This window comes from Acaryochloris sp. IP29b_bin.137, assembly GCF_028285745.1.
Lineage (GTDB): Bacteria > Cyanobacteriota > Cyanobacteriia > Thermosynechococcales > Thermosynechococcaceae > Acaryochloris.
Genome location: NZ_JANQOP010000301.1, coordinates 1 through 12,927, shown reverse-complemented (window position 1 = coordinate 12,927; position 12,927 = coordinate 1). Strand labels below are relative to the sequence as shown.

Sequence of the window (12,927 nt, the reverse complement as noted above, 5' to 3'; positions counted from 1 at the left end):
AGACGAGGTACATCAAATGAATAACGCATATATCGTCAGTAGTGTGCGCACCGCTGTGGGGAAAGCCCCCCGAGGGGCACTGCGCCATAGTCGCCCCGATGACTTGGGTGCCGTTGCTGTTAAGGGCGCACTAGATACCGTTCCCAAACTTGAGATCGATCAAGTTGATGATCTGATAATCGGCTGTTCCTTCCCTGAAGCTGAACAGGGGTTCAACTTGGGGCGCGTGATTGCCCTACGGGCAGGGCTTCCCCACTCCGTTGCTGGCTGCACCGTGAATCGCTTTTGTTCATCGGGGTTACAAACCATTGCTATGGCCACACAAGCAATTATGACAGGTCAGGCAGAGGTGATCGTGGCTGGGGGAGCTGAATCCATGAGTCTAATTCCGATGGGGGGACATTACCTGACGCCCAATCCAGACCTACTGTCTGAGATTCCTGCAGCCTATTTGTCGATGGGGCTTACGGCAGAGAATGTGGCCGAAGAATTCCAGATTTCTAGGAATGATCAGGATGCTTTTGCATTGCGATCGCATCACAAAGCCCTGGCGGCCCTTAAGAAGGGACGGTTCAAAGACGAAATTATTCCCTTTATGGTCAAGGCAACCACCTTAGTAGAAGAACAACCCCAAACCACCCAAACCGTGTTCGACGTCGATGAAGGCCCCCGTGCTGACACCAGCCTTGAAGCCTTAGCTCAGCTCAAGCCCGTCTTTAAGGTCGATGGTACTGTTACGGCGGGCACATCTTCCCAAATGTCGGATGGGGCAGCAGCAACGGTTGTAATGAGTGAGCGGAGGGTTAGAGAGCTGGCCATTGCACCGCTAGGCCGAATGCTGGGCTACTCCGTGGTGGGGGTGCCACCGGAACTGATGGGTATAGGCCCCGTGGAAGCGGTGCCCAAGGTACTGAAGCAGGTGGGATTATCCCTTAGCGATATTGGCTTGATTGAGTTGAATGAAGCCTTTGCGGCCCAGACTTTGGCTGTCATGCAAAAGCTTGGCCTAGATGAAGAGATTGTGAATGTGAATGGTGGTGCGATCGCCCTCGGTCACCCATTGGGCTGCACAGGAGCAAAATTGACTGCCACCCTACTGCACGAGATGAAGCGTCGAGGCATTCGCTATGGACTGGTGACGATGTGTGTTGGGGGCGGCATGGGTGCTGCAGGTGTCTTTGAAAACTTGATGTTGTAGCTGTTTTGCTGTCTATGCTCAATGCTTGGTACTGGCCCCCCTAACCCCCCAGTTCTGGGGGGAAAGATGCATAGACCTGAGACTTCGCTTTTCTTTCTCTCTGAGGGCTCTCATCAAGGCTGTCCTAAATCAAATACTCGTCTGTTGCCACGGAGGTTGTTATGACTGTTATCAATACTGCGATGGCTGTTAGCGAAGCTTCTCTGTTGGAGGTAGGCCGACCAGAGTTTATCGCACTCGCCACCCTCACCCTAATCATCCTATTGGGGTATATCGGTGTCCCACTGTGGAGCTGGTCGCTATTCGCAGCTGCAGTCCTCAGTCTCAGCCATCCGCCAATCTGGGTATGGAGTCTGTTTCTCATCGTAGCGCTGGTATTCAATGTCCCTTGGCTTCGCCAAAAGCTACTCACGTCCTTCGTCGTAAAAACACTCCAAACACTGCAAATCTTTCCCAAAATTTCAGAGACAGAAAAAGCCGCGATCGAAGCGGGGAACGTCTGGGTTGATGGTGAATTTTTCAGCGGAAAACCCAATTTCGAACGTATCCTTAACGAACCGTATCCTCAACTCACCCCCGAGATTCAATCTTTTCTAGATGGCCCGGTTGAACAAGTCTGCCGGATGGCCAGTGACTGGGAAATCTACCAGCGCCAGGATCTACCGCCCGACGTCTGGACTTATCTCAAACAAGAGCGGTTCTTTGGCATGATGATTCCCGAAGAATACGGAGGGCTGGGCTTCTCGAATCTGGCCTACAGCGCCGTAATGGCCAAACTGGCCTCCCGTTCCTTTACCCATGTGGCGACGGTTGGCGTCACTAATTCCCTGGGGCCTGCTAAACTTCTACTTCGCTATGGCACTGAGGAACAGAAACATCACTATTTGCCTCGCTTAGCCAGGGGTGAAGATATCCCTTGCTTTGCTCTCACGGAACCCCAAGCTGGATCAGATGCGGCTAGCATTACGTCTAGTGGGGTGGTGTTTAAGGGGGAGGATGGTCAGCTCTACCTCAAACTCAATTGGAACAAGCGCTATATCACCCTGGGTGCAATCGCAACCCTCCTGGGCCTTGCCTTCCAACTTCACGACCCTGACAATCTTCTGGGTAAAGGGGAACACCCTGGTATTACCTGTGCTCTGATACCGACCAAAACACCCGGCGTCATTCATAACCGTCGCCACGATCCCATGGGCGTCCCCTTCTATAACTCACCGTTAGAAGGCCACGATATCATTGTCCCGATTGGACAGATCATTGGTGGCATTGAACAAGCAGGTCAGGGTTGGAAAATGATCATGCAAACTCTGGCAGCGGGGCGTGGGATTAGCTTCCCGGCCACTTGTACAGGGGTGACTAAACTGGTGGCTCGCGTAGCGGGTGCCCATGCTGTGGTCCGCAAACAGTTTGGTTTATCCATTGGCCGCTTTGAAGGGGTTGAAGAACCCCTAGCCCGGATTGGGGGATTCACTTACATGATTGATGCGGCCCGACTCTATACCTGTGGCGCAATAGATAACGGCGAGCAGCCTGCGGTGGTATCCGCAATCGCAAAATCCCAAACCACCGAACTGGCTCGTCGCGTCGTCTTGGATGGAATGGATATTCTGGGGGGAGCCGGGATTTGCCGGGGACCACGGAACCTACTAGCCAATATCTACACGGCCATGCCGATTGCCATCACCGTGGAGGGGGCAAATATTCTGACGCGATCATTAATGATATTTGGCCAGGGCGCGATTCGCAGTCATCCTTACATTTACGATGAGATTTTAGCCTTAGAGCAATCGGATGTAGCTGCCTTTGACCAGGCTTTCTGGTCTCATCTTGGACTTATCGTCCGTAACGGCGCTCGGGCTGGTCTATTATGCCTGACGCGGGGGCGGCTCACTCGTTCTCCGATCCAAGGCGAAACAGCTATTTTCTATCGCAAGTTAGCCTGGGCTGCAGCGACCTTCGCTAACCTCAGTGATTTAGCCATGCTGTCATTAGGAGGGGCTTTGAAGCGTCGAGAAAAACTAACTGGGCGCTTTGCAGACATGCTTGCCTGGATGTATCTGGGGTCAGCAACACTCCGGTGCTTTGAAGCTGAAGGACAACAGGTGAAGGATTTACCCTTAGTGCATTGGTCAATGCAGTATGCCCTTGCTCAAATTCAACAGGCAATTGAAGGAGTGATCTATAACCTCCCAATCCTGGGTACCGGCTTGCGCCAACCTATTCTAGGGTTGTGGCGACTGAGTCCCCTTGGAACAGTGCCATCTGATGAATTGGGGCATCAGGTTGCTCAGATCCTATTGATGCCTGGGCCAGAACGGGATCGACTCACTCGTGATATTTATCTTCCCAATCACACTGAAGAAGCGGTGGGTCGCCTGGAAGCAGCTTTACGCTTATCGGTGCAGACAGCCCCTATCCTTAAAACCATTAAGAATGCCATAGCAAGAGGGCAACTTCCTCCATCCAAACCATCGCAGCTGGTCGATAAAGCTCTTGAGAAAGGAATCATCAACACTCAAGAAGCTAGATCTCTCCAACAGGCAGAAATCTCACGTAGCAATACCATACAAGTGGACTCATTCACTTTAGAGGAGTATCAGCAGAAAAACTCTATACCTAGTGGGGCTTTACATATAAGTTCCCATGTAACGTCAGCTTAGAGGTGAATGACCTAGGAAGTAACATTAACGACTATTGATGTTCCACTGCGTGCATTTCAGGTCCAACCAGTGTCCAAGAAGTATTGAGAGACCTGAATTCAGGGGAAGTTACCTGCTAAGAGGCTACTTCCCAATCACTTAATTTCTCATGGGTAGGTGCTGGAGAACGCGATCGCAATGGCTGTTTAGGAACACCAATATTGCCCCCCCTTTGCAGGTATATTTCTTTGCGTCGTCGATGCTTCGATTTCTTGGATTTAGCGTTTGCCCGTTTTGAAGTGGATGGCTTTTCTGTCGGCATCATTATCAACACCTCCTGCAGTTGAGGGTATGTGTCCCCCCTTGATAGAAGCAGCAACATCCTTCAACATTGAATATGTGGTCTCAACTACAATCTAAAAAGCTGAGATTCTCTCTAACTTCAGAATATGAAGCAATGCTGAAGATCTTATGAGTCTAGTGTTGCAGTGAAGATAACTGCCTTAAACCCTAAATTGACGATATCGATAGTAGGCTGCACAAGCACCTTCAGAGGACACCATGGGGGCACCAAGCGGGTGCTCTGGTGTACATTGATGACCAAAGGCAGGACAATCAGGTGGCTTTAGAACCCCTTGAAGAATCTTGCCGCTGATGCAATCGCTCTCAGGGGCAGGAGCAACACAATCTGAAGTACTGGAATTTGCGGGTAAAAGTGCCTGGGCATCCAGATAGGCATACCTGGGGCGTAACTTTAGACCACTATTGGGAATGCTCGTTAGACCTCGCCATTGACGATCACTAGGCACAAATACATCCGCCATCAGTCGTTGAGCGTCAGAATTTCCGTTGGATTGAACCACCCGAGAATATTGATTCTCCACCACTGCTTTGCCGACCTCCAGTTGATGGATGCAGTGATAGATACCTTGCAGAATATCAACGGGCTCAAATCCCGTCACCACAATTGGGGTGTGATATTGGGTTGAGATCGCCTCATAGGCTGTATACCCCATCACCGTGCATACATGCCCAGCGGCTAGAAATCCCTGTACACAACAGTCTGGTGCAGACAAAACGGCTTCCATCGCTGGTGGGACCAAGACATGGGCCACGAGGACTGAAAAATTAGATATCCCTTGCTGATGGGCTTGATACACTGCCATCGCTGTCGCTGGTACCGTTGTCTCAAACCCCACCGCAAAGTACACAATTTGTTGGTCTGGATTGGCTTGAGCTAACTTTAGGGCATCTAGGGACGAATACACTATCCGTACCACTCCGCCTTGTGCCTTTGCAGATAACAGATCACCCTCTGTTCCAGGTACTCGCAACATATCCCCAAAGGAACAGAGCATCACGCCAGGGATTTTGGCTAGTGTAATCGCATCATCAATTAACGCTACTGGTGTCACGCATACGGGACACCCCGGCCCATGAATCAAGGTGATCGCCTTGGGTAACAGTTGATCAATCCCATGCTTCACAATCGTATGAGTTTGCCCACCACAAATTTCCATAATGGTCCAAGGCCGCGTTACCAGATGATCAATCTCGCGCACCCAATACTTGACCAAGCCAGGATCTCGATACTCATCGACAAACTTCATGATGTTCCAACATAAATCCCTAATTCCTTAGCCGTCTGCACCAATCCCCCATGCGGATCAACAGGATCTGGACACTTTTTCTCTCGATGACATTCCTTGATTATGGGGATAACTTCCGTTAAGGGTTTACTCGTAATTTCGCCATTTTCCCAAACCACGAGACGGTTGTAATGATGTTGAGAGATAAGATCAACGGCTTCCCTGCCGAAGCGAGCTGCCAAGAGACGATCAAAGGCTGTAGGCACCCCGCTCCGCTGGATATGCCCCAAAATGATTGCCCGAGAATCCACTTCCTGAAGACTACAGAACTGAGGATTACCGGACGAGCATAACGTCTGACTTTGCACCTGAATCTGTTGAGCTAAATACTCGCAAATGCTTGCAACTTTTTGACCATCTGGTCTGCGCACCCCTTCAGCAATCACAACTAGAGCAAAACGGCGACCGTCTTGTCGGAGCACTGCGATTTGACGACACACTTGATCAATTACGGATGGGTTCAAGCATGGGGTCAACTCCGGTATCAAAATTACATCTGCGCCCCCCGCGATGCCTGAATGGAGTGCCAAATGTCCGGCATCGCGCCCCATTACCTGAACAACCATAATTCGATCATGGCTCGCCGCCGTAAATGTGAGATCGTAGAGTGATCTCGTAACAGTATTGACGGCAGTATCAAACCCCAAAGAAATTTCTGTACAGGGCACATCATTATCGATGGTTTTCGGTATTGCCACCCATCGCCACTGCCCTTTTTGGGCAAGGTCGTCAATAATATCCAAACTCCCATCTCCACCAATGGCAATCAGAGCGTCCAGGTTCAAGCGCTGAAAACCCTGCAAAATTTCTTGTGAGATCGCAGGATCACTTGGATTCCCTTTGTTTAATGCTCCCAAGATACTGCCACTGAGGAATTGCAAAATATCCAATCCCCCTAACAATCCTGGGACATCATATCCATGCTCTTTTAACCTCAGATCCTCCGGAGTACAGTGTCCTAATTCAAGGTTAATAAAGCCTTGGGTGCCATAGGGAATGCCAAACACCTCACACCCTTTGTGAGTCGCACATTTAATAACTGCCCGAATAATGGCATTAAGCCCAGGACAATCACCACCACTGGTGAGGATACCGATCCGTTTAGCTTGGTGCATAGAAATGGATGAAACAATGGCTTCAAAACAAGAACAGACTGATCAGAAAGGGATGAATTTTGAAGGGTCAGTTGACCGTCTCAATCAAGATTTAGATCGTTTAGCTTGAGTGTTTCTTTGAAAGCTTTAGACCCTCATCGGCATCAATCCTAAGGGATGATAAGTTTGCAAAGCTTCAATATATTGAACACGTTCAAATGCGCTGGGGCCTGGACAATTAACCTGGCTCATACTCCCCTGAAGTTGCTGGATCGACTCATACTCATGCTCCTCTAGCCACTGGCATAGGGCATGCTCAAGCGTGCAAAGATGATCGATGCCGTGCCGGATTAAGACGCTCACCAGCATCGTGGCGTTGGCTCCAACCATCATCATTTTCAAGACATCCGCTGATGTATGAATACCGCTCGTAGCGGCAAAGTCCACAGGCAGCGTTCCGTAGAGAATGGCAATCCAACGCAGCGGTAATCTTATATCCTGCGGTGTACTGAGCAGTAAATTAGGCCTAACTTCTAGGGTTTCTATATCGATATCTGGCTGATAAAAACGATTAAAGAGGACAAGGGCATTCGCCCCTGCATTCGTTAACCGTTTTGCCATATAGGCTAGATTGCTAAAGAAAGGGCTGAGCTTAATAGCTACTGGAATATTAACTGTGGAAGTAACGGTATGAACGATATCAATATAGCTCTGCTCGATTTCTGCCCCTGCAATCGCCATCTCAGTGGGGACGGTGTAAATATTTAATTCCAGGGCATCGGCACCAGCTTCCTCTATTTTTTTAGCGTAGTTTGTCCACCCCCCAATCGTAGCCCCATTCAGACTAGCAATGATGGGAGTATCAACGATGGCTTTGGCTTGATGGATATGCTCAAGATACTGCTCTGGCCCCACATGAAAGACGTCAGGTTCTGGACAATAGGAGAGGGCTTCTGCAAAACTTTCGGTGCCGTGGGTGAGATGATGATGAAACCCAAGCCGATCTTGACGTAATTGTTCTTCAAACAGTGAGTGCAAAACGATAGCGGCAGCGCCTGCATCTTCCATATGACGTAGATGATCAATCTTTTCTGATAATGGCGCACAGGCCCCAACCACAAGGGGAGAACGGAGTCTCATTCCTAAATACGTCGTACTTAAATCCATCTGTTAGCCTCCTGCAAGGTGGAACGATCTAACGGTTACCAGCGATATCGATGCAGGATAAACCGCTCTATAAACTAAGCATTGAGTTTGAGGATTGTGTGAAGAAATTCCATCACCCATTGGCATAAAGAGCACTCCATAAAGCTGTGCATGTTTTGGACGATTGATAAGACTGAAGATGGCCTGAGTTAACAATCAGTCCTTAATTCAAATAGTTCAACTGGATTGGGATATAACCTCTATCAGATAGCTTGATTCAATCTGCTTAAGCGGAGCTGTAGCTGGGTTGATGCTCATATTCAAGAATCTTGCCTGTTCCCAAAACAACGCTGTTTAATGGATTGGGGGAGATATGAACAGGTAGATGGGTCAAATCTTGAAAAAACGTATCAATGCCGGAGAGTAAAGCCCCACCTCCCGTTACCATGATTCCTCGCTCAGCAATATCGCTAACTAACTCAGGATGGGTCCTTTCCAGAAAGTTGAGTAGAGCAACCGATATCTTATGCAACTGAATGGATATGGCATCCCGCAATTCACCACTATTGATTTCTAGTCGTTGGGGTAATCCCGACCCCACATTAACCCCTAAAATTTCCATTGGCGTATCATTACAGGCCGAGTCCGAAGCAGAACCAAATTGAATTTTGAGACTTTCGGCTGTCAATTCTCCAATATGGACCTGGGAGGTTTGTCTGAGATAGTCAACGATGGCTTGATTAAAACTATCTCCTGCTATGGGAATGACTTGACTATCAATGACTTGAGAAGAGGATATAACCGCCATCTCTGTAGTACCACCACCAATATCAATGATGAGGTTACCTTTTGGTTTCGTAATTGGCAGTCCTATCCCCAAAGCTGCAGCAATGGGTTCATCAATCAGAACAACGTCTCTTGCGCCTGCTTCCAAAGCTGCTTCAGTCAAAGCTTCGCGCTCTACACTTGTTGCACCACAAGAACAGCCAAGGACGAGGCGAGGGCGAAAGATTCGGGTTCCCTGTTGAGCTTTGCGAATGAAGGATTGCAACATGATCTGGGTCAGTTTGAGGTCTGCTATAACCCCATTTCTGACGGGACGTAATACTGCTACTGGTGTGCTAGTACGGCCTAACAACTGTCTAGCAGTATTGCCCACAGAAACTGGAGTTTGAGTCAATTGATTGATGGCAATAATTGAGGCTTCATTGAGTACAACCCCTTCGATGGGGCTATAAATCAAAGTATTGGAAGTTCCCAGATCTATCCCAAGAGCGTTATTCAGAGGACGTAAAGCTTTAAGAGTTTTCCACCAGGAGTCAAAAAGTGGTTGGGGGGTGGTCGTGAACCATTTATCTGGGGGAGATAGTGCATAGTTCATAGGAAAAGATTGAGTTGTGATTGTTATCGTCAGAAATCGAAATGGGTAGTTCTCAGAATGTTTAAGATATTTAGCTAGAACAATTCAATGACGTCAGTTTTTACGCCTTCATGTCCTTGTTCTTAACTACCCTGCTTACAAGTCAGCTAACGCATCATGGGACGAGGTGGCATTCGAGTAGCGAGATCAGTTTTAGGTTCAGATACGGTAAAAAAGTCCAGCTTATCTTCAAGGAGTTGTTTCTGCTTTAAATTTAAACCTCGGATATTGAGGACTTCGTCAACAGTCTCAAAGGGCCCATTGTTAATTATCTTTTTAGCAAGCGTTGGATAATAGCCTGGGCAATCCTTAAAGGCTAATGCGTTTGCGTTGTTTAAATCAATTTTTTCACCAATGGGTATACAGGATTCTTTGCTTGGTATTGACTGTGGATCTGAGACTTGAACAGAATTAATCGGCTGTTCTAATATTTCTCCTGCGTAAACAGGTACTTGAAAACTAAATGTCATTCCCATACATGCCAGTATAACTAGACCAAAAACTAACAACTGTTTACGAAAGTGCTTCATAATCCTTGCTCCTTTATCTGATGTATAGAGATAGCAGATATTTAGCGAATACAGTTTTGTATGTTTTAATAGTCCTCTAAGCATGAGGGAATCTGTGAAGAGCCTTCATGTTCGAACTTCTTTGACTTGCTACTTAATAGTGTGGAAATATTGTGAGAACTTTATGAGGATGTATAAGTAAATGAGTATTCAGGAAAATATTCTTTACTGGAAAAAGTAGATAGTTAATTTACGTTTCAAGTAAAACTAAGCTCACAAGAAAAGTGTTAAATGATTGACCTATTCACTTTTTCTTTTTCACTTTTTGGAAGTTTGATGAGAACACCTCACTTCCTTATTCGAAAACAGAGGATATTGCGATATAGCACTACGAAAGCGCGTTAAGACACTCATCGAGCAGTTGTGTCGCAAAAATAGAATCTGAGCTGAGAACCAATCTTAATCTTGTAGGCTGTACTTCTTTTCTCTCCTATCGATGAAAACTGCTGACCTATTTAAATGGCGTCATTACCAATCTGAGATCATCCTACTTAATGTCCGTTGGTATTGCCGTTATCCCCTCAGCTATCGAGATTTAGAAGAGATGATGATTGAGCGAGGATTAGAGGTTGATCACAGCACCATCAATCGGTGGGTTCTCAAATATTCCCCTGAGCTGGACATGCGCTGTCGCCGACATCTCAAGCCTACCAATGACTCCTGGAGAGTCGATGAAACTTATAACAAAATCCGCAAAAAGTGGCGCTACCTTTATCGAGCGGTTGATTCTGATGGCTACACCCTCGACTTTTTTTACTCACAGCAAAGCGGGATGCCAAAGCTGCAAAGCGCTTTCTGGCCAAAGCACTCAATCCGGTTCATTCCCATGAACCTCAGGTGATCAATGTGGATAAAAATCCAGCGTATCCCCCTGCTGTTGAGCAGTTACAGGAAGAAGAACGTATCCCTGAAGGAGAAGAAGGACGGCAAGTAAAATACCCAACAATATAGTGGAGCAGGATCATAGAGGTATCAAACGTCTGGTGAATCCTGGTATGGGTTTTTCGGCCATGCAGAATTCGAGCCGCTGAACAGGTGGCCAGCGATCATCTACCAACCAGCCTTCATTCGCGAGGCTCTTGGCCCCACAGATGCGGTCGTTCATCGGCGGTGGCAACGGCACTACTTGCGTCTTCGACCTTGCGCCTTCGGCAAAATGACTGAAGGTCCATCCTATTCCCTCTCCACCTGCTCCGCGTGCTGAAAATGTCATCCCGATTGCAATCTCCGATGCCTGCGGATGAGACCGCAATAATTCTGCAGCAAGGAGATGACCTAGCCCAGGGGTCAACCCTGCATGAGGTATGACGGTGCCACGCGCCGAGTCTGTCAATGTTGTGAGCTTCTGAAGCGATGAACGGGGGATGGTTGCTGGACTAAGAAGCAATCCTCCAGATTCCAGGATATGGCGTTCGAGCGGAAGTTCAGGATGCGGGACTGTGGAGATCACGATGTCAACATCAATGAGGGCCGGATTCCACGTCGATGGTTTGTCGAGATCAACGAGTCGAAAATCGTCAGAGCTGTCAGAATGGCGACCACCGCGAAGAACGTTCCAACCGCGCTGAGGTAACTCTTCAACCACAATTGTCCCGAGATAACCCTGGACTCCAACGACAAGAACAGTTGTCATGGATAGACTCCTCCACAGATTGTGATCAGCTTCTCTCCTAATTCATTCTGGATCGAGAAGCACAACGGTTGAAAGAACAACGAAACGAGGCTTGAATGAGGGGAAATCTCTGCATCTACCAGAGTCCTGGAAAGAGTCGGTAACGCACTTTCCCCGTGTAAACTTCGTATCCTGTCAGTTCCTTTCGTAGGGTTTGATCCTCCAGCGCCGTCCGCAGGATGAGGCAGAGCGTGGCCAGCAGCGCGGGCAAAAATGCCCACCAGGACCCCAGCAAGAGCGGTGTCGCCAGCACAAAACCCAACAGTGTAGCAATGTAGCCCGGATGACGGATAATGCGGTAGGGGCCAGACTCGATGACTCTATGGTTGCGATCGCGCTGAATTCTCACCGTTTTCTCAAAATAAGTATTGACAGCCATGGCCCATGTCATCACTCCCTCAAACAACCCATACAACACAGCGCCAACAGGCCATAACCAGAGAGGCATAGTTGACCAACGATGTTGGGCATCTATCGCAGCCACAACAAGGGTTACGAGGTATGTGAGCCCAAATAGCGTCAGTAAGGCAATATCCCAATTCTTCGTCCCTTGCCCTATCTGCCCACGCCTCCTCAATAGCTCAGGATCTTTGTGCTTGATGTAGAAGGTACTGAGGGATCGGCCAACTATCATAAGTCCAATAAACATCCACCCTCTGAGCCAAGCCAACCCACCCGCCAGCCAGAACCAAGTGCTGAAGAAGAGCAGTATAAAAATAAGACCTAAGAGAATCTTCAGCCTCATATACCCTCACGAGGTGCGAACAGTCTTAAGATGATCGGGTCGGAACAAATCGATATAGGTCTCTAGCTCGTCGATCGCAGGTGTTTCCACTGCCGCTTGACGGGCCAAGTCTTGGAAATCCCTGGCCAATCGCTGCATCTCATCCCGAGCGGCATTGGCATGACGAACGGCCACAATTTCAAAATGCTGAGTGTTGATCCAACGTCTCAAGATCGCGACCTGAATCGGCTCTGGTAACCACTGCCACACTCTGAATTTAGTGGGAGTCACAGGGATGCCAAGTGCCCACAATACCTGGAAGCCTTCACGCATGGCACGCACCATTAGATGCAGCGCGTCCGGCATCTGGGCTAATTGGGTGCGATCACCCCCAGCCATATACAGTGCATTGGCAATAGGACTGACCAAGGCCACATGGTATTTTTGCCAAGCATCCATGTTGCGGCTGATGGTTACTGGGAAACCCGCTTGTTTGAAGGTATGAGCAATTTCCTTGATTCGGTCGGTTATCTGTCCATCTAGCTCACCTAACATCGTGGGTTGCATCCGATGGGTAATCAGATAGCGAACTACGTGGCCCTCTAATGTCCCACCGCCTCCTGCAAAGCCTAACAAAAGGCGATCACGGCCCACCGCTTGCACCCAATCTCCATAGCCAGAGGGATTGTTGACCATAAACATCACGTTAGGGGTCTGCTGATGGGCGGATAATATTGGCAGAACCGCAGCAACCTGATTCTTTCGCATCGCCACGACAATCAGGTCGTATGCATCATCCGGGGATAGCTGCTCCAC

General features: G+C 48.4%; 11 protein-coding genes and 1 pseudogene. 3 read left to right on the top strand and 9 right to left on the bottom strand.

All coding sequences use genetic code 11. The features are described from left to right. Positions 1-16: 16 nt before the first annotated feature. A complete protein-coding gene (locus tag Q0991_RS21135; protein WP_299492286.1) occupies positions 17-1,198 on the top strand; it encodes a thiolase family protein in 1,182 nt (393 codons plus the stop codon). Between the two features lie 161 nt (positions 1,199-1,359). Further along, complete coding sequence (locus tag Q0991_RS21130) at positions 1,360-3,858, top strand: acyl-CoA dehydrogenase (RefSeq protein ID WP_299492284.1); 2,499 nt, start codon at positions 1,360-1,362, stop codon at positions 3,856-3,858. A 115-nt stretch (positions 3,859-3,973) separates the two neighbouring features. Here Q0991_RS21130 and Q0991_RS21125 read toward each other — a convergent pair whose 3' ends face one another. From Q0991_RS21125 to psbU, 6 genes are all read right to left on the bottom strand, one after another. Continuing rightward, positions 3,974-4,162, bottom strand: coding sequence for a hypothetical protein (locus tag Q0991_RS21125; RefSeq protein ID WP_299492282.1), 189 nt, complete (start codon positions 4,160-4,162; stop codon positions 3,974-3,976). Between the two features lie 178 nt (positions 4,163-4,340). After that, positions 4,341-5,447, bottom strand: coding sequence for a hydrogenase formation protein HypD (hypD, locus tag Q0991_RS21120; RefSeq protein ID WP_299492280.1), 1,107 nt, complete (start codon positions 5,445-5,447; stop codon positions 4,341-4,343). Further along, the gene (locus Q0991_RS21115) at positions 5,444-6,601 is read right to left on the bottom strand and encodes an ATP-dependent 6-phosphofructokinase (RefSeq protein ID WP_299492278.1); all 1,158 of its coding nucleotides are present in this window, start codon (positions 6,599-6,601) and stop codon (positions 5,444-5,446) included. The genes hypD and Q0991_RS21115 overlap by 4 nt, the downstream gene beginning before the upstream one ends. A gap of 126 nt (positions 6,602-6,727) precedes the next feature. Further along, positions 6,728-7,747, bottom strand: a complete 1,020-nt coding sequence (locus Q0991_RS21110) for a dihydroorotate dehydrogenase-like protein (RefSeq protein WP_299492276.1) — start codon at positions 7,745-7,747, stop codon at positions 6,728-6,730. 265 nt (positions 7,748-8,012) lie between these two features. Continuing rightward, entirely contained in the window at positions 8,013-9,107 is a 1,095-nt protein-coding gene (locus tag Q0991_RS21105; protein ID WP_299492274.1) for a rod shape-determining protein, read from the bottom strand. A 146-nt stretch (positions 9,108-9,253) separates the two neighbouring features. Beyond that, on the bottom strand, positions 9,254-9,676 hold the full coding sequence (gene psbU, locus Q0991_RS21100) for a photosystem II complex extrinsic protein PsbU (protein WP_299492272.1): 423 nt from the start codon (positions 9,674-9,676) through the stop codon (positions 9,254-9,256). 475 nt (positions 9,677-10,151) lie between these two features. Between psbU and Q0991_RS21095 the strand changes: the two are divergent. After that, positions 10,152-10,713 (top strand): annotated as a pseudogene (locus tag Q0991_RS21095) (IS6 family transposase); the annotation flags it as partial. Here the strand turns inward: Q0991_RS21095 and Q0991_RS21090 are convergent. The 3 genes from Q0991_RS21090 to Q0991_RS21080 form a co-directional block, all read right to left on the bottom strand. Beyond that, the gene (locus tag Q0991_RS21090) at positions 10,677-11,348 is read right to left on the bottom strand and encodes a hypothetical protein (RefSeq protein WP_299492270.1); all 672 of its coding nucleotides are present in this window, start codon (positions 11,346-11,348) and stop codon (positions 10,677-10,679) included. The pseudogene Q0991_RS21095 and the gene Q0991_RS21090 sit on opposite strands and share 37 nt — an antisense overlap. 115 nt (positions 11,349-11,463) lie before the next feature. Then, positions 11,464-12,021: an isoprenylcysteine carboxylmethyltransferase family protein gene (locus Q0991_RS21085; RefSeq protein WP_299492267.1), complete on the bottom strand. Its 558-nt coding sequence runs from the start codon at positions 12,019-12,021 to the stop codon at positions 11,464-11,466. A gap of 117 nt (positions 12,022-12,138) precedes the next feature. Next, positions 12,139-12,927 (bottom strand): hypothetical protein (locus Q0991_RS21080; protein ID WP_299492265.1); only part of this gene is annotated, 789 nt, incomplete at its 5' end.

Bases quoted from the DNA above. Each gene is read 5' to 3' on its own strand.
- Q0991_RS21135 (WP_299492286.1), top strand. From the start codon at position 17: ATGAATAACGCATATATCGTCAGTAGTGTGCGCACCGCTGTGGGGAAA.
- Q0991_RS21130 (WP_299492284.1), top strand. From the start codon at position 1,360: ATGACTGTTATCAATACTGCGATGGCTGTTAGCGAAGCTTCTCTGTTG.
- Q0991_RS21125 (WP_299492282.1), bottom strand. From the start codon at position 4,162: ATGATGCCGACAGAAAAGCCATCCACTTCAAAACGGGCAAACGCTAAA.
- hypD (WP_299492280.1), bottom strand. From the start codon at position 5,447: ATGAAGTTTGTCGATGAGTATCGAGATCCTGGCTTGGTCAAGTATTGG.
- Q0991_RS21115 (WP_299492278.1), bottom strand. From the start codon at position 6,601: ATGCACCAAGCTAAACGGATCGGTATCCTCACCAGTGGTGGTGATTGT.
- Q0991_RS21110 (WP_299492276.1), bottom strand. From the start codon at position 7,747: ATGGATTTAAGTACGACGTATTTAGGAATGAGACTCCGTTCTCCCCTT.
- Q0991_RS21105 (WP_299492274.1), bottom strand. From the start codon at position 9,107: ATGAACTATGCACTATCTCCCCCAGATAAATGGTTCACGACCACCCCC.
- psbU (WP_299492272.1), bottom strand. From the start codon at position 9,676: ATGAAGCACTTTCGTAAACAGTTGTTAGTTTTTGGTCTAGTTATACTG.
- Q0991_RS21090 (WP_299492270.1), bottom strand. From the start codon at position 11,348: ATGACAACTGTTCTTGTCGTTGGAGTCCAGGGTTATCTCGGGACAATT.
- Q0991_RS21085 (WP_299492267.1), bottom strand. From the start codon at position 12,021: ATGATAGTTGGCCGATCCCTCAGTACCTTCTACATCAAGCACAAAGAT.